The sequence below is a fragment of the Okeania sp. SIO2C9 genome (assembly GCF_010672455.1).
Lineage (GTDB): Bacteria > Cyanobacteriota > Cyanobacteriia > Cyanobacteriales > Microcoleaceae > Okeania.
In genome coordinates this window covers 146793-165037 of record NZ_JAAHGO010000002.1, presented here as the reverse complement: position 1 = coordinate 165037, position 18245 = coordinate 146793, and the positions used below count along the sequence as shown (strand labels likewise).

Annotated in this window: 9 protein-coding genes; 3 read left to right on the top strand and 6 right to left on the bottom strand. The window is 33.3% G+C overall.

Features of this window, described 5'->3' with window-relative positions; all coding sequences use genetic code 11:
- Window positions 1–1184: 1184 nt before the first annotated feature.
- The 3 genes from F6K23_RS02035 to F6K23_RS02025 all read left to right on the top strand — a co-directional run bounded on the left by F6K23_RS02035 (window position 1185) and on the right by F6K23_RS02025 (window position 13340).
- Complete coding sequence (locus F6K23_RS02035) at window positions 1185–11510, top strand: glycosyltransferase (protein ID WP_293150024.1); 10326 nt, start codon at window positions 1185–1187, stop codon at window positions 11508–11510.
- 672 nt (window positions 11511–12182) lie between these two features.
- Window positions 12183–12860 (top strand): class I SAM-dependent methyltransferase, encoded by a 678-nt coding sequence (locus tag F6K23_RS02030; protein WP_293150022.1) that lies wholly within the window; start codon window positions 12183–12185, stop codon window positions 12858–12860.
- A gap of 120 nt (window positions 12861–12980) precedes the next feature.
- Window positions 12981–13340, top strand: coding sequence for a hypothetical protein (locus F6K23_RS02025; protein WP_293150020.1), 360 nt, complete (start codon window positions 12981–12983; stop codon window positions 13338–13340).
- A gap of 108 nt (window positions 13341–13448) precedes the next feature.
- Here the strand turns inward: F6K23_RS02025 and F6K23_RS02020 are convergent, their stop codons facing one another.
- The 6 genes from F6K23_RS02020 to F6K23_RS01995 form a co-directional block, all read right to left on the bottom strand.
- Window positions 13449–13730 carry a DUF3288 family protein gene (locus F6K23_RS02020; RefSeq protein WP_293150018.1) on the bottom strand — a complete coding sequence of 94 codons (282 nt, stop codon included), beginning with the start codon at window positions 13728–13730 and terminating at the stop codon, window positions 13449–13451.
- A gap of 589 nt (window positions 13731–14319) precedes the next feature.
- Window positions 14320–14907 (bottom strand): tetratricopeptide repeat protein, encoded by a 588-nt coding sequence (locus tag F6K23_RS02015; RefSeq protein ID WP_293150016.1) that lies wholly within the window; start codon window positions 14905–14907, stop codon window positions 14320–14322.
- Between the two features lie 261 nt (window positions 14908–15168).
- Window positions 15169–15561: an oxalurate catabolism protein HpxZ gene (gene hpxZ, locus F6K23_RS02010; RefSeq protein ID WP_293150014.1), complete on the bottom strand. Its 393-nt coding sequence runs from the start codon at window positions 15559–15561 to the stop codon at window positions 15169–15171.
- A complete protein-coding gene (locus F6K23_RS02005; RefSeq protein WP_293150012.1) occupies window positions 15554–15985 on the bottom strand; it encodes an NUDIX hydrolase in 432 nt (143 codons plus the stop codon). The genes hpxZ and F6K23_RS02005 overlap by 8 nt, the downstream gene beginning before the upstream one ends.
- A 240-nt stretch (window positions 15986–16225) precedes the next feature.
- The gene (locus F6K23_RS02000; RefSeq protein WP_293150010.1) at window positions 16226–16678 is read right to left on the bottom strand and encodes a DUF3531 family protein; all 453 of its coding nucleotides are present in this window, start codon (window positions 16676–16678) and stop codon (window positions 16226–16228) included.
- 309 nt (window positions 16679–16987) lie between these two features.
- Window positions 16988–17995, bottom strand: coding sequence for a Sll0314/Alr1548 family TPR repeat-containing protein (locus tag F6K23_RS01995; protein ID WP_293150008.1), 1008 nt, complete (start codon window positions 17993–17995; stop codon window positions 16988–16990).
- Window positions 17996–18245 lie beyond the last annotated feature (250 nt).

Here is an 18245-nt window from a genome sequence, read left to right as displayed (position 1 = left end):
TGAGAAATAAAAAGTGAATATTTTTCAATTTTGCTATAACAATCTTGATGAAATTTGGTGTTAATTATTCTCAGGTATTAGGTATTAGGTGTGAGGTGTTAGGTATGAGAAATAAAAAGTGAATATTTTTCAATTCTGTTCAGCATCTATATTTTGCTGTGACAATTTTGATTGAATTTGGTATTAATTATTCTCAGGTATTAGGTGGTAGGTATGAGAAATAAAAAGTGAATATTTTTCAATTCTGTTCAGCATTTATATTTTGCTGTAACAATCTTGATTGAATTTGGTATTAATTATTCTCAGGTATTAGGTGTGAGGTATTAGGTATGAGAAATAAAAAGTGAATATTTTTCAATTCTGTTCAGCATTTATATTTTGCTGTAACAATCTTGATTGAATTTGGTATTAATTATTCTCAGGTATTAGGTGTGAGGTATTAGGTATGAGAAATAAAAAGTGAATATTTTTCAATTCTGTTCAGCATTTATATTTTGCTGTAACAATCTTGATTGAATTTGGTATTAATTATTCTCAGGTATTAGGTGTGAGGTATTAGGTATGAGAAATAAAAAGTGAATATTTTTCAATTCTGTTCAGCATCTATATTTTGCTGTGACAATTTTGATTGAATTTGGTATTAATTATTCTCAGGTATTAGGTGTGAGGTATTAGGTATGAGAAATAAAAAGTGAATATTTTTCAATTCTGTTCAGCATTTATATTTTGCTGTAACAATCTTGATTGAATTTGGTATTAATTATTCTCAGGTATTAGGTGTTAGGTGTGAGGTATTAGGTGGTAGGTGTGAGGTGTTAGGTGGTAGGTATCAAAGATAAAAAGTGAATATTTTTCAATTTTGCTGTAACAATCCTGATTAAATTTGGTGTTAATTATTCTCAGGTGTGAGGTATTAGGTGGTAGGTGTGAGGTGTTAGGTGGTAGGTATCAAAAATAAAAAGTGAATATTTTTCAATTCCATTCAGCAGAAGGTGTTACTGTAACAATCTTGATTGAATTTGGTATTATTATTCTTCTGTTTACTTCTCCCTGTAGGGACGTTACATACAACGTCCTTACTCCCCTACTCCCCTACTCAAAAAAATGTAGAAAAGTTTTTGATAAATGGTATAATTATTCCCTGTTTTAGAGGATTAATTTACTTAAGCTTTAGCTGGAAAAAAATGCTAAAAATTCTGCATATTATTCAACAACTTTCCCGTGGTGGTGCTGGTCGCTCAATGATGGCAACTGCTAAATATTCGTCTCGAATGGGTGTGGTGCAACAACATCGAGTTCTGAGTTTATTACCAGCAGAAACAGAGGCAGTTTCACTTGGGAATAATGAAGGGATGTATGTGATAAATCAACCTAATAAAGAAATTATTTGGAGTGAAATAGAGGCGGCGGATATTGTACATATTCATTTTTGGAATAATCCAGAAATCTATGAATTATTACGCTCTGAACTTCCGGCAATGCGGTTGGTATTTTGGTTTAAAATAATTGGCGATCGAGCGCCTCATATTATTACAAAGGAGTTATTGGAATATGCTGATTTTTCTATAGTAACAAGTCCTTATACTCTGGAATTACCTGTATTTGAAAGTTTATCTTCGACGAAGAAAAGTTCAAGTACTTCTGTGGTTTATGGGATTGCAGATTTTGATAGACTTGAGGATTTTCAGCCACAATTTCACGATACATTTAATGTTGGCTATATTGGTACAGTTGATTTTGCGAAAATGTACTCTAATTATGTGGGAATGAGTGCCAAAGTTAATATCCCAAATGTGAAATTTATTGTCTGTGGTGGTATCAATAATTATTTACGAAAAGAAGCGGAAAAGTTAGGTGCAGTAGAGCGTTTTGAGTTTAGGGGTTACGTTGAAGATATTAAGTCGGTATTAGAAGTTTTAGATGTTTTTGGTTATCCATTGTGTGAAGATACTTATGCTACTTCAGAGAAGAGTTTGCAAGAGGCAATGTGGGTTGGAGTACCACCTGTGGTTTTCCCTTTTGGCGGAATTAAAAGATTAGTTATTCATAATCAAACTGGTTTAGTTGTTAATAATGAAACGGAATATAAAAATGCTATAGAATATCTCTATTTTCACCCAGAGGAAAGGATGAGATTAGGTCGTAATGCTCAAGAATATGCGCGACAAAATTTTAGTCCTGAAAGTTCTACAAACAAGATTAATGAAATTTACGACTACCTCCTCAAACAACCAAAAAGAAAACGTCAATGGAATAAGAGTAAATTATCTGGTGCGGAATTATTTATTCAATCTTTAGGGGAAATGGCAGAAAATTTTTCTGTGAGTATGAAGTCTGAAAATATTTCAGAATTATTAGTTGGGGAGAATCAGATTTCTCATTCTTCTCCTGTACTTTGTAATAGATATGGAGGTGGAATTTTTAATTATCGAGATTATTATTCAAAAGATGGTTATTTGAGATTATGGTCGGGATTAGTTTTACAAAAACAGGGTCAGCATCGTCAAGCTATTTCTGAGTTTACAGCAGCTATAAATTTAGGTTGTAATAACTGGAGAGTAGGATATTATTTGGCAATTTCGGCAGAGAAAGTTAATGATTTTGACTTGGCAGAAAAAGTTTTGCGTCAAGTAGTACAAAAAGCACCTAGTTTTACTCCTGCTACAGAAATATTGCAGAAAATATTAGGGAGGAAAGAAAAATTACAACTTTCCACGGATGGTATTAAGTCTCAAGGCAAAGCTGACAATTTTGTAGAAAGTAAAAATAATATCTCTATTGCTTCCTCTGAACAGATAAATACAGCACAACTTTCCTTTCAACGTCAGTTTTGGAATGTTAATTCTATAGATGAAGCTATGTTTGAACGAGTTCTTACTGATGAAAAAATTAATGGGATGTCTCCTTCAGAAAAAAATCTGGCGTGGCAAAATTCAATCTTAAGTTCTACGGAAAAAATTCTTCAAGATATACCAATAAAATCAGAGTGGAAAGTTTTAGAAATTGGCTGTGGTGTAGGTCGTTTAATTCAACCTTTGCGGAAAATATTTGCACAAGTAGATGGTGTAGATATTTCGGAAAAAATGATTCAATTTGCCAAGCAATATTTAGCTAATGGTCAGCAAAATGGAAATTTATATGTCAATAATGGTTGTGATTTACAAGCACTAAGTTCCGAAAGTTATGACTTTGTTTATTCCACAATAGTTTTTCAGCACATCCGTTCTATTTCTATTGTCAAAAGTTATTTTCGAGAAATATTTAGGGTGTTGAAAATCGGAGGATATTTTAGAATTCAAGTACATGACCACAGTGCTGAAAGTTTGGGAAATTTTGACGAGGAAGGGTCGAAAGATAAACAATATTATTTTTCTGGCAATGCTTATACTGAAGAACAACTAAAAGATTTACTCCTGGAAGCTGGTTTTAATTTAGTTTCCCTAAAATCTGCTAAACCTTGGATTTGGGCAACAGTCAAACGCCCAGAAAAAATAGAAGTACTTCGAGAAGAAGCTAGTCAAAGTAAATTAGAATCCCAGTTAATTTCAATGGCTAATTCAACAGTTGAAAATCTCGAGCAAAATCCAACTAAAATTGCACCAATAAACAATCGGCAACTGGAATTGCAGCGCCAATTTTGGAATGTTAATTCCATAGATGAAGCTATGTTTGGGCGGGTATTAGTTTATGAAGGAATAGAGACACTTTCTCCAGAAGAAAAGAAGCAAACTTGGGAAAATTCAATACAAACTTGGATGCCACAAATTCTGGAAGGTATCCCTGTTAAACCAGAGTGGAAGGTATTAGAAATTGGTTGTGGTGTTGGTCGTCTTATTAAGTATTTACGAGAAACATTTGCATGGGTAGATGGTGTAGATATTTCGGAAAATATGATTCAGTTTGCCAAACAATATTTGGCAGATGGGAAACAAAATGGAGAGGTATATGTTAACAATGGCTGTGATTTACAAGCACTAAGTTCTGAAAGTTACGACTTTGTTTATTCCACAATAGTTTTTCAACACATCCGTTCTATTTCCATTGTCAAAAGTTATTTTCGAGAAATATTTAGGGTGTTAAAACCAGGGGGATATTTTAGAATTCAAGTACATGACCACAGTGCTAAAAGTTTGGGAAATTTTGATGAGGAAGGGTCGAAAGATCAACAATATTATTTTTCTGGCAATGCTTATACTGAAGAACAACTAAAAGATTTACTCCTGGAAGCTGGTTTTAATTTAGTTTCCCTAAAATCTGCTAAACCTTGGATTTGGGCAACGGTAAGACGCGAACAACAACTAGAAGTAGGTGTAGAAAAATTTCCTCTTAAATTAGAGGAATTATCTGTGATGGAAGATAGGAAAAGTTTAGGCAAAACTCAACTTCTAATAAATTATGAGCAGTTAAAAATGCAGCGTCAGTTTTGGAATGTTAATTCTCTAGATGAAGCTATGTTTGGACGAGTATTAGCTTACAGTGGAATAGAGACACTTTCTCCAGAAGAAAAACAGAAAGCTTGGGAAAATTCAATACAAACTTTGATACCAAAAATTCTGGGAGATATCCCCGCAAAACCAGAGTGGAAAGTCTTAGAAATTGGTTGTGGTGTCGGTCGTTTAATTCAACCTTTACGGAAAATATTTGCACAGGTGGATGGTGTAGATATTTCGGAAAAAATGATTCAATTTGCCAAGCAATATTTAGCTGATGGTCAGCAAAATGGAAATTTATATGTCAATAATGGTTGTGATTTACAAGCACTAAGTTCCGAAAGTTATGACTTTGTTTTTTCAACGATAGTTTTTCAGCACATCCGTTCTATTTCTATTGTCAAAAGTTATTTTCGAGAAATATTTAGGGTGTTGAAAATCGGAGGATATTTTAGAATTCAAGTACATGACCACAGTGCTGAAAGTTTGGGAAATTTTGACGAGGAAGGGTCGAAAGATAAACAATATTATTTTTCTGGTAATGCTTATATTGAAGAACAACTAAAAGATTTGCTCCTCGAAGCAGGTTTTAATTTAGTTTCCCTAAAATCTGCTAAACCTTGGATTTGGGCAACAGTCAAACGCGCACAAAAAGTAGAAGTAGGTGTAGAAAAATTTCCTCTTAAATTAGAGAAACTATCTGCTATGGAAAGTAGGGAAAATCTAGGCAAGGTTGCACCAATAAACGAGAAGCAACTGGAATTACAACGCCAATTTTGGAATGTTAATTCTATAGATGAAGCTATGTTTGGGCGGGTATTAGCTTACAGCGGAATAGAGACTCTTTCCCCAGAAGAAAAAAAGCAAGTTTGGGAAAAGTCAATAGAAAATTGGATGCCACAAATTATGGGAGATATCCCGGCAAAACCAGAGTGGAAAGTCTTAGAAATTGGTTGTGGTGTCGGTCGTTTAATTCAACCTTTACGGAAAATATTTGCACAGGTGGATGGTGTAGATATTTCGGAAAAAATGATTCAGTTTGCCAAATATTGTTTGGCAAATGGGAAACAAAATGGAGAGGTATATGTTAACAATGGCTGTGATTTACAAGCACTAAGTTCTGAAAGTTACGACTTTGTTTATTCCACAATAGTTTTTCAACACATCCGTTCTATTTCCATTGTCAAGAGTTATTTTCGAGAAATATTTAGGGTGTTAAAACCAGGGGGATATTTTAGAATTCAAGTACATGACCATAGTGCTGAAAGTTTGGGGAATTTTGATGAGGAAGGGGCGAAAGATCAACAATATTATTTTTCTGGTAATGCTTATACTGAAGAACAATTAAAAGATTTACTCCTGGAAGCAGGTTTTAATTTAGTTTCTCTAAAATCTGCTAAACCTTGGATTTGGGCAACAGTCAAACGCTCAGAAAAAATAGAAGTATTTAGAGAAGAAGCTAGTCAAAGTAAATTAGAATCCCAGTTAATTTCAATACCTCAAGTATCAGCGATTATTTCTACATATAATTCTGAAAAATTTCTCCAAGGATGTTTAGAAGATTTAGTCAATCAAACTCTCTATAAAAAAGGGAAGTTAGAAATTATCATTATTGACAGCGCATCCGAAGAGAAAGAAGGAGCGATCGCTCAAGAGTTTCAAACTAAATATTCCCAGATAATTTATCAAAGAACACTGGAAAGGGAGAGTATTTATGCTGCTTGGAATCGTGGGATAAAAATTGCTAAGGGGAATTATATTACTAATGCTAATACAGATGACCGACACCGACCAGATGCTTTGGAGTTTATGGCAAATTATTTGGATAATAATCCTCAGATATCTTTAGTATATGGAGACCAATTAGTTACTACTTTTCCTAATGATTTTTGGGCAACAACTCAAGCAGATAAATGTTGGAATTGGCCGGAGTTTGACTATCAGGAATTAGAGCGACGTTGTATTATTGGTCCTCAACCAATGTGGAGAAAATCTCTACATGAAAGGTATGGATATTTTAGGTCTGAATTTAGGGTTGCGGGTGATTATGAATTTTGGCTCAGGATTGGTAAAAATGAAAAAATTGTTCGTTTGCCAGAAATTTTAGGGTTGTATTTTGAGAATGAAGAAGGTTTGGAAAAGGGAGGTGAAAGAGCGAAGGAAGAAACTGATGATATTTGTAATGAGTATGGAATTTTTCAGCGTGGGGTTAAGCGTAAAGTTTCTGTTACTACTGAAATTTCTTCTGGGGAATTAATGACTTTACCCTACCGTCAAATTCTTGGGGGGAGTCAAAGGTCAAAAGTGAAAAATTCCCAGTATGAACCTATTGATTTTTTGAGTAGATCGGATTTAGTTTCGGTAATTATTCTTTGTTATAACCAGGCAGAATATTTAACGGAAGCTGTGGAGAGTGTTGTTAATCAAACCTATGAAAATTGGGAATGTTTAATTGTTAATGATGGTAGTCCTGACCACACATCTCAAGTGGCAAGAAATTTAGCTAAAAAGTATTCTGAAAAAAGTCTCCGTTTAATAGAGAAAGAAAATACGGGAGTGTCTGATTCTAGAAATGTAGGAGTAAATTATAGTTCTGGTAAATTTATTCTTTTTGTGGATGGGGATGACAAGATTCATCCTAATTTTATTGCAGAAACTTTAGGGGTATTAAAACAAAATCCACAAGTTGGTTTTGTTTATACAGATATTCATAAATTTGGTTTTGAGGAGAAGTTAGAAAGTTTCGGAGATTTTAATGTCAAACGTTTTTTAAGTGAAAATCAAGCTCCAGTTACATCCTTATTGAGAAGAGAAATTTTTCTACAGGTGGGTGGATTTAAAACTGTAATGAAACAGGGTTGGGAAGACTGGGAGTTTTGGATTTCAGCATATGAAAAAGGTTGGTTAGGTTATAGACTGGAAAAACCTTATCTTTATTATAGACAACATTCTTCTGGGTCTCGCCAACAAAAACTGCATCAAAATTCGGTTAATTTGGCAGTTCATAAAGCTATAATTATTTATCTACATTCCCAGTTGTATAGTCAACAGGAAGTAATTTGGTCAGAAGAAATATTGCATAAATATAGAAACTCACTAATGACAGAATTAAATCAACTTAAATCTCAATCTTCCATGGTGGAAAATCTCGCAATTAAATATCCACAAATTTCACCACTTTCTGAAACAGAGACTCGACCTTTTTGGTCTGTAATGATTCCTACTTATAATCCCACATTAACTTTGGAACAAACTTTGAATTCTGTTTTGAAACAAGCGCCAGAACGGGGTGAAATGGAAATAGAAGTTGTTGATGATTGTTCAACTACAGTAAATGTAGAAGAAGTTGTCAAAAAAATTGGTAAGGGGAGAATTTCTTATTATCGACAACCTCAAAATTTGGGATTAGTTGATAATTGGAATGATTGTCTAAAACGAGCATCAGGTAAATGGATTCATATTCTCCATCAAGATGATTTAGTATTACCAGGATTTTATGAAAGTATCCGTAGTGTAATTGAGGCAAATCCCACAATAGGAGCAGCATTTTGTCGCCACTATTATATAGATGAAAATAATAATCAAAAGATGGTCTCTCCACTGGAAAAAGAAACTCCTGGTATTATTCCTGAATGGCTAGAAAAAATTGCCGTAATGCAAAAAATTCAATGTGCTTCGATAGTAGTAAAACGTAGCGTTTATGAACAATTAGGAGGATTTTGTCCAGAAGCAAATTCCGCAGCAGATTGGGAAATGTGGAAACGAATAGCTACTTATTATTCTGTTGGTTATCAACCTCAACCTCTAGCTTGTTATCGTTTACATTCAGCATCAGAAAGTACGAGATTAATTAAGTTTGGTGGGAATATTGCTGATACTCGGAAATCTATCGAAATTTCCCAATCTTACCTCCCACCAGAAAAAGTAAAAAAATTATCTACTCAAGCTAGAGAACATTATGCTATTTCTGCCACTCAAATAGCACGACAAATGTTGAGAATTGGAAAACTAGAAGTAGCGATCGCTCAAATTCAAGAAGCTTTAAAATGTAGTGAGTCTAATCAAGTAAAGGAGGGGATAATTTCTCTGTTTATTTCTTCAGATTCTACTCTGGAAATAAATACTACTCAGCTCTTTTCTGAAGTGTCTAAATATGTTGAGGAATATCAGAAAGATTTCTCCAATCAGTCAGTTTTAGATAATCTCCGTCAACTCCGTCAGAAAATTGCTAACTATTGGCTCAATTTACCTACAGAAAAATTAGAAAGTGCTTATTTAGGTGATGTTGGTAAAGCTAATCAAAAGTTAATCGGTAGTAGTCTGAAATATGAAAAAATTACAGATACAGAAAAATCCTTGGTCAAGGAAATAAAAAATCATATTGCTCAAGGATTAGATCGACAAAATTCTATTCAATATCTCTTAGCTGCAACTCTCTATTTTTATCCCCATCAACTTTCACCAAACTGGTACGAACAAGCTCCAATTCCTAAATGGTTTATCAATGATTATATAAAATTTATGATTGATGCTCCTAGCTACTTTCAAGAAATAGGAGAAGCAGATAACTTTTATCGTTATACCTTCAACTGGACTAACTATCTACATCAAAGAATATTCGGCAACTCCGACTCAAAAATGTGGCAAGATATAGCTTGGTTTTTTACCCAAAAATCAAACTTTATCCCCCTCTACTTTAATGATGAAAATCTGAAAGACATATATATTAAACGTGCCGAAATAATGGAACTAGCCTTAGAAAATCGAGGCTTTAAACTCAATTATTCCTTTCCAGAAAGACCCAGCAACCGAAATAAAATTCGTTTAGGAATTCTCAGCAATCACTTTATTCCTCAAACAGAAACTTTTTCCACCCTGCCATTTTTTGAACATTTAGACAAAACTAAATTTGAAATTATCTTATATAGCAAAAACCTGAGTAAATATCCCCTAGAAAAATATTGTCAAAGTCGTGCAGAGCGGTTCGTAAAATTACCAGATAACCTAAGCAAACAAGTAGAAACTATTCGCACCGATGATTTAGATATCCTCTTAATTGGTACCAACATTACTGCTATTACTAATCCTATTACCTTACTTGCTTTACACCGACTAGCAAGAATTCAACTAACATCAACCTCTTCTTGCGTAACAACAGGAATGAGACATATTGACTATTATATATCTGGAAAATTAACAGAACCCCAACAACAAGCACAACAACAATATCGGGAAAAATTAATTACCTTAAAAAATACAGCCCATTGCTTCAATTACTATGCAACTCAACCAGAAAAACCAGTAGTTAAACCAACTCGAGAAAGTTGGGGAGTAACCGATAAAAATATAGTCTTTGTTTCCGGAGCAAACTTTTATAAAATCATTCCCGAACTGAGAGAAAATTGGGCAAAAATTATTGCTGCCGTACCAAATTCTGTTCTAGTTTTATATCCCTTTAATCCTAACTGGAGTAATACCTATCAAGCTAGTACCCATTTTGTTAATGACCTGCGCTCTACATTTAATAAATATGGCATCGATAAAAAACGACTAATAGTAATTAAAACATTACCAAGTCGATCAGACATCAAAGAATGCTTGAAATTATGTAACGTCTATTTAGACTCCTATCCATTTGCTGGAGTAAACTCCCTCATAGAACCCCTAGAAATAGGCATCCCAATAATTACAAAAAACGGTAATTCATTCCGCTCCTTAATGGGTAGTTCATTGTTGCGATCGCTCTCCATTCCAGACCTAATAGTTAACAACGAAGCAGAATATATTAATCTCGCCATTCAGCTTGCCAATAATTTAGAATTTCGTCAACAAAAACGCCAAGAAATTCTGGAAAAAATTGAGCAAAATCCTTCATTTTTAGACAGTCTTAGTTACTCTACACAGATAGGTAAATTATTTCAAGGATTATTCCAAGAATGGCAAAATATTCACGCGCCAAAAACTATAGAATCAACAGTTGAAGAAGGAAGAAGGAAGAAGGAAGAAGGAAGAGAGAAGAAGGAAGAAGGAAGAGAGAAAAGGTGGATGAGTACTCAAACCCTAACCAATTTTCAAAACCGTGTAGACGACAGGGTATTAAACCCAAAAGAAAAAGATGACAATTCTTTAACTTCTGAATTTATTAACCGTTTGATTGGTTGTGTGAATCTCTACGAAATTGACCCTACTGACCAATCTTTAATAGAAGAATTACGTCAAATTCGTAAACAAATAGCTGATTTTTGGTTATCTGTAGCTCCCAAAGAATTAGAAACTACTTATCAAGGCAAAATTAGACAAGCATATCAAGCTTTGTTAAAAAGTGGAATTCAAAACGAACCCCAGACTGAAGACGAACAAAAATTTCTCCAAGAATTAGCTGAGACAAGTATGGGTTTAACTAATCCAAAAGCTATTAATACACTTTTAGGAGCAATGTTATATTTTCCTCCAAGTAAAATGTTAGTCCGAGATGCTAAAAATCGTTTACCTCAGTGGTTGATAGAAGATTATAAACAGATATTTGAAAGTCGAGAAGTTGCTCAGAAGTTGGAAAAAACTTTTAAATCTAAATCGCCTCATTTATTAGAAGATTCTTCAGTCACAACTTCTGAAGTTAGACCAGAAAAAAATGTAGTTTTAACAGCAAATCAAACAAATAATTTAGACATTTCACAGCAAAAATTTATCAATCAATTATTGGGTAGTGTGAATCTTTACTATATTGACCCATCTGATGAATCTGTGGTTCAAGAATTGCGTCAAATCAGAAAACAAACGGCTGATTTTTGGATAAATTTAGAACCGCAAAAACTAGAAACTTTTTACTTGAGTGAAATGGGTAAAGGTTATCAAGCATTACTCAATAGCAAAATTCAAAATGAATCTTTAATAGAAAGCGAACAAGAATTTTTACGACAGTTAGCTGCTCAACTTGCCAAAGGAATAGAAGCACCAAAAGCTATAAATTATTTATTAGCAGCAATGTTATATTGTCCTTCTGAACAATTACGAATTGAAGATATAACTAAATTGCCTCATTGGTTACTTGAAGATTATCAAAAATTTGCGGGAAATTGATGATTTTTTGGCGTTGGTGAAGCTGGTGTATGATATTAATTTTAATTACTTAGGAGTCAGGAGTCAGGAGAAAGGTAAGCATTTCCTCCGGAATGCTGCGCAAACAGTGGTCAGCTATCAGCTATCAGCTATGAGTTATTACAGCACTTTTGAGATCGATGACCTCACGTCATAACCAAAATCCTGTAGGGGCGAATGGCCATTCGCCCCTATTGTGGTCTACCGAAATGAAAATTGCTGTAAGTCATTATCTTAGAAGAAGGAATTAGTATTCAAGAAGTTAAATATGAATGAAATAGTCCTTTCAGCTAACCTTGGTCATTGTTTGATTCTTTCTTTCATGCATCTGATAGCTGTTTGCGGAGCATTCCGTAGGAAATGCTAATAGCTGAATGCTTACGGAGAAAGAAAAGTGCTTTTCGGTCAATCTAAGTAAAGACAATATCTAATCTTGCCATTCAAAGAATTACTCTTAATTTATTACCTAAATTACTGATTTCATACCTCAAATCAACAACGCCGATTTTTTTTAAATCAAATTATCATAGTATAGTTACTAAAAGCCAAATTATTTATTAGGGACTGCACTTTACTTCTGCAAAATTAACTATGAATAAATATACTAATATCGCTGATTATTAGGATAGTTTTACTGATTATTACGATCTTTTGATGACTCAAGGCAATTATGATTATCAAGGAATGGCTAATGCAGTCTATTCTTTGATGAAATATGGTCAGAAAAAAATACTTGAATTAGGTGTAGGAACAGGATTATTTGCTGAAAAATTATTTGCACTTGCTCCTGAAGCTAAATTTACAGGGGTGGATATTAGTTCATCAATGCTCAATATTGCCAGAAAAAGATTGGGAGAATGGGGAAAATTAATAGAGGTAGATATCTATGATATGAACCTTGAAGAAACTTTTGATATTGCTGTTTCTAGTAGAGGAGTTTGGGTAATAAGTCAACGAGGCGATCGGACTGACTTAAGAAATCATACTAAGGATATTGATGAGGATATTAAGGGATTAATTAATGTGGCTAAACATCTGCGTCAAGATGGATTATTTCTGTTGAGTGTTCAAGGAGAATATAAAAGTCATCAACAAAATCTCCCTACAGGAATTGTTTATTCTCAGGAGATAGAAAAAATTGGGGAAAATGATGAAATTGAATCCATTGAGAAAAGTTATTTTTTTAAGAAAGACGGAGAAATATTATCTCAACAAAAACTTAATTTGAATTACATTAAGCAATGGAAAAAAGAAGAAATCATGGAACAAGTTGGATTTAGTTTTGTTAGTGTCGATGAAAGCCAAAAGTTTCATGTTTATCGCAAAAAGTGAAATAGATGAGCATTTAGCTGATAGCTGATAGCTGATAGCTGACTGCTGTTTGCGCAGCATTCCGCAGGAAATGCTTACAAAATAGCAGAGAATTAATTTGAGGAAATTTCATTAAATATTATGAGTGTTGTTGCAGCTAAAAAATATTCAGACCGCTTAATGTTTGCCTCTGATAGTCTTCGAGTATCCGGTCATTTAAAAGAAAATTATCGTGTTACTGGAGGCGAACAAGCTAAACTTTTTGAAATTAATGATTTAGTTATTGGTGGTGTTGGTTTGATTATGGAATTAAGCTTTATGCAGATTTTTGCCAGAAATCACAAACCCGCAGCGCCAACCGTAGAAGCTGTTTTAGATTTAATTGTTGAGTTTTATACTTGGGCTAAATCTATTGACCACTATAATTTCCTTCTAACTTTTGACTGTCTTGAGTGCGTCTTAAATTCTGAGGAAACCTCAGAATTACGCACTCGCTTTTGACTTATATTTTTATGCTACGTTTTGTTGTGCGGAATGTAGGTTATAAATGTCCGTGCCCTATTTGCGTAGTGCTTAATAGTTGCCCGAAACTAATAGTTGAATGCTTACCTAAAACCAATCTTCTTGTCCGTTATTTTGTCGTTTATATACCTGACCTTTACTATGAATTGCGCGGGTTTTTTCATACAATTGTTCCTCTGTTAATTCCCATTTTTGCAGAACTTTTTCTAAGTCTTCCTGAATATCTCTCGCACCAGGAAAACCTCGATAACGAATTTTTAATCTTGCCAATTCCGCTAAATTGTAAGTAGTATCTTTTTCTCTTAACAGGATGTTAACTATTTCGCGGTCTTTATGATACTGAGGATGCTGTTGTTCTTCTGATTTCATAAAAGTAAGGAATAAGGGTGTTGCTGAAGCGCGTGTATGATTTTAATTTTAATTATTTTATTTAGGAGTCAGGAGTCAGGAGAAATAAAAGTGCCTTTCAGTCAATTAAGTAAATATAAAATCTAATTTTGCCATTCAAAGAATGAGTCTTATGATAACAATTACTTTTTTACAAAAAACAAGTAAGAAGGAAAAATAGCTAGAGTGATTTGGAAAAATTAATAGCTGGCCTCTAGACAAAAAGCAAATAATAAATGTCTTTAAATGTCTAATACCAAAATTATTTGAGGCTGCACAGAATTAGGTGTTAGGTATTGGATTTTATACTAATTTTATGTGAGGTGGGACAGAATTATGAAATTTATTTATTAACTTGTCTATGAGGTAATTATTAATTATTAATTATTAATTATTAATTGTTTAGCTACCTTTGCAAAAAAAAATTCAGGATCAGCTAAGATGCATTTTAAATGCGTCTTAGAAAGTCAAAAGTCAAAAGTCAAAAGTCAAAATTGATAAGAATTATATTATTAACTAGGCACACAACAAATATGCGGTTTAAATGCGCAAGAGGTTATCCTATTTAATTCTATTGACCATGCCACTTTTTAAATAAACTCTCTTGATGATTTTTTCGACCATTATTAACTAAATATGGCTGCATTTCTAAAGCTTTTTCTTGAAAAAAAAATGCTTCGTAAAATCTACCTTCTTGTTCTAAAACTTTACCTAAATTCCAATAAGCAGCTGCTATATCTGGTTTGAGATTAATTGCTTTTCTATAGGTAATCATTGCTTCATCAATTTGCCCTTTTTTATAAAACATACTACCCAAATTGACAATAGCTTCAACAAATTTTGGATTAATCTTTATCGCTAATGAATAAGCACGAATCGCAGCATTTACTTTATTTTGAGCTTGCAGTACATTTCCTAAAGTTTTGTAGACTGGGGCAAAATTTGGTTGATTTTTTAGAGCTTGATGACACAGAGCGATCGCTTCTGTACAATTTCCTTGATTATAATAAGTTTCTGCTAATTTATTAATAGCATCAACATCATTTTCTTCAGATTTTGATAACTCAGAGTAATAGTTTTTTACTTTACTTAATTGAGTATAATTCTGGGATTTATTATCCTGCTGGAAAGTTTTTTGATATTGTAAATTTAGATTCATCTTTCTTCAGATATCTATCTTCAGCAATTTGATGTTTTACTTTATAGTATAAGGAAGAAGGAAGAAATAAAAATATTCCATTGTCTGAGTTTTAAGCTTTTGATATGTTCTAACCTTTCCTTCGACTGCTTTATTCTTTATTCCCTCTTCATTCCCGATAATAATTGAGTATAATTTGGGGATTTATTATCCTGTTGAAAAAATTCGATCTTGTAAATTTAGATTCATCTTACTTCTGCTCTCCTATCCCTCCTTCCTTCCCTACAAAAAAGAAACATGAGCGCTCACAACTCGCCAACCAACAGAAGTACGCATCCAAATTTGACTTTGCCTACCAACCTTTCCAGTTTCTTGACGTTGAAATTCAGTATTTACTGTAGCAAAATCTCGACCATAAGTAGTAATAACAGTATTCATCAATACCCGATCTAAATTAACCTTTCCGCGAGCTTTTCTAAAAGCAGCTATTGCCTCATACCCATAAAGATTTTCATTAACTCCATAACGGATAGTATAAGAACTATGCCAAAATAATTCATCTAAAATATTGACATTATTACTCATCAAAGCTGCTTCATATTCCTCAAATACTGTTGTTACTTCTGCAACTACATCAGGATTATTAATCTCCATTTCCATGATTCTTCTAATCACAATACTCTAAAAAATTTTCTGGAACTATTTTCAATTCTCCAGACTTAAATTTATCTATTGAAACCCAAAGTGCGGTTTTCTTTCGTTCCTTCTCCCAAAAGGTTAACTCTTCTGTTTGATAAAACTTTTTATCGGCAAAATCACATTTATATAATTGAATTAATTCATGTCTTTCCTCCCCATTAAATATAAAAATGTTTTCCATACAACCCAAATATTTAATATTAGTCAATTCAGCTTGAATCTCTTCTTGAAACTCTCTTTGTAAAGCATCATGACTATACTCTCCAAAATCAACACCACCACCCATAACCCGATAAAAAGTTTCCTGTTTGACAGAGTCGTAACCTTGAGAAATAAACAAGCGATCGCCATCTCTAATTAAACCCAAAGCTAAGACCCTAATTTTATGCTTCTTACTCATATAATTTTCTCAGATAAATATCAAGGGTCATTTTAGTTATCAGTCATCAGTTATCAGTTATCAGTACCTCCTATTTCTGTAGGAGGCTTAAAATACTCAATTTTCTTGATCTTGGTTGATTGGATATGGCAGACCGCTTTTTATCTCTTTAAAAGGGGAAACTTGAAACCTAATTTTCTGAACGGTAAAAAAGCTCCATCTGGTTGATTTTTGACAATATAAAAAAACATAAAATTACAATCAATTATAATCAGAAAAACCCATTTCATCGTTATTTTCAGGCACAGGCCAATCCTCATTTTGCCCCCCAATAATAAGTTTTTCTATTTTGACAAACTCCTCATCTAATCTTTGAAAACTATTAGTCAAAATATCTATTGCTAAAGCATCGCTAGTTCCCAAATCAAACCAACAACGACCCCAAAATCCTTGATATTCTACTTCTCCCATATTGTGCATAACAGCCATCATACTTTGACCTGCAACTTCCTGATTATATTCCATATAACTAACTTCTATTCCTGCATCTTGAACCTGTAGATTTTCTGCATTAAAGCCACCCAGTTTTCCTAATAAAAACCAGGAATCAAATAATTCCTCTATGTAATGCTTTTCTGCCGTTGAAGGAACAGTGCTAAACTCTAACCAAATCCACACATCAAAAGGATTAAATTCGCGAAATTGTATTTCCATAAATATTTGTCATGCCTGATTTTTTTTTTACTAATTCGAGTAATTTATCACTATAACAATCTGGGGATAAATTATCAAAATTTCCCAGTATATATAAAAAGTATGAGTACTAACATCTGTTATCTGAATTCCCAGATTTTTTCTCTACAACTACCCCAAAAGTTGTTATAGAAAAAAATCAAGATTAGTTAAAATTTTATACTTTTTAATTAGCAGTTTAACTAGCTATTATATTTTAGCCGTTCTGGGTTTAAATCTCCTTATAAACATTTACTGCTGAGTGCCGATCGCCGATCGCTAACTGTTACTTTAAAGCAGTGGTAATTCTGTTGGTCCCCATGTCCCCGAACCATCCCTAATGGCATCTCGCATTGGGTCACAAGGTCGTTTACCATCATCTATATTATTAATATTTTTACACTGTTCAAAAAATACTTGTGCTACCAAACGTCTTGGCATTTTATCTGACTTTTCCAAAGCCATATCAAAGTTTTCCCTAGCTTTTTTTCTCATTGATAAATCATTATCTTTATCTCGAGCTTGAGCAACTAGAATTTGTGCTTTTAGGTAATGTACTTCAGGATTATCTGGAACTTCTAACAAAGTTTTATCCACATATTCTAAAGCTTTTTCAAGCTTGTCTAAATCTCGATAAGCTACTGCCACTCCTCGATAAGCTAAATGATGAGGATAAGCTTTATCTTGCAATGTTTTTATTGCCTTTTCCGGGTCAGAAAATGGTAAATTAACAGCCAACATTAAATCCATATATCCTTTGAGCAAATTTAACTCTGGATCTGATGAATTTATTCTCTCTGCTGTTTCAAAATGACTCAAAGCTTTCCGAAGTTTCTCCAGAGCTTTTGGAGCGCCTTTTAATGTACCTTCAGTAGATATAATATAAGCACCTTCTAGAAATTGACCAGTTGCAGCATAAATATTACCGCGAACTGGATTAATTGTAATTAAATTTTCTGCTACTTCAGTGGTTTTCTGGGCATACAATTTTAACGATTCCCAATTTTCATCTAAGTAATGTAAGGAAGATATCATTGCATAAACAAGTGGCTCACTTATCTCTTCAGATTCAGCTATTTTAAGATAATCTTTTGCTTGTTTATAATCTCCTTCCTCAAACATCGCTTTAAAAGCTGCTTCAGTTTTTTCTCCTATTTCAATAGGATTTTTTTTGCGAAATGGGTCTCCAATTGCTGGACTTACTAATAGATTTAAACCGATTAAAGTAGCACTAGAAAAAACTGATATTTGTTTCAATAATGGAATTTCTTTACACCAAATAAATGAAGTTTTTAGCATAAGTTATTTTGAGAGTAATTAGATTTTTACGGTGCTTAGGTTGTTAATAGAGAAATTTACTACTAGAGTGGATTTTGTGATTTTCTATGGTAAGCATTTCCTGCGGAATGCTGCGCAAACAGCCGTCAGTTATCAGCTATCAGCTATTGCTTTTAGTTAGTGATAAAAGCTTTCTTAATTGAGAAACGAAAAATCTTACAACAAAAGTCAGTTCCAAAGTCTATATTCATGTAAACCCCTTTCTTAAGCA

Coding starts and splice junctions, on each gene's coding strand:
- F6K23_RS02035 (WP_293150024.1), top strand. CDS start 1,185: ATGCTAAAAATTCTGCATATTATTCAACAACTTTCCCGTGGTGGTGCT.
- F6K23_RS02030 (WP_293150022.1), top strand. CDS start 12,183: ATGACTCAAGGCAATTATGATTATCAAGGAATGGCTAATGCAGTCTAT.
- F6K23_RS02025 (WP_293150020.1), top strand. CDS start 12,981: ATGAGTGTTGTTGCAGCTAAAAAATATTCAGACCGCTTAATGTTTGCC.
- F6K23_RS02020 (WP_293150018.1), bottom strand. CDS start 13,730: ATGAAATCAGAAGAACAACAGCATCCTCAGTATCATAAAGACCGCGAA.
- F6K23_RS02015 (WP_293150016.1), bottom strand. CDS start 14,907: ATGAATCTAAATTTACAATATCAAAAAACTTTCCAGCAGGATAATAAA.
- F6K23_RS02005 (WP_293150012.1), bottom strand. CDS start 15,985: ATGAGTAAGAAGCATAAAATTAGGGTCTTAGCTTTGGGTTTAATTAGA.
- F6K23_RS02000 (WP_293150010.1), bottom strand. CDS start 16,678: ATGGAAATACAATTTCGCGAATTTAATCCTTTTGATGTGTGGATTTGG.
- F6K23_RS01995 (WP_293150008.1), bottom strand. CDS start 17,995: ATGCTAAAAACTTCATTTATTTGGTGTAAAGAAATTCCATTATTGAAA.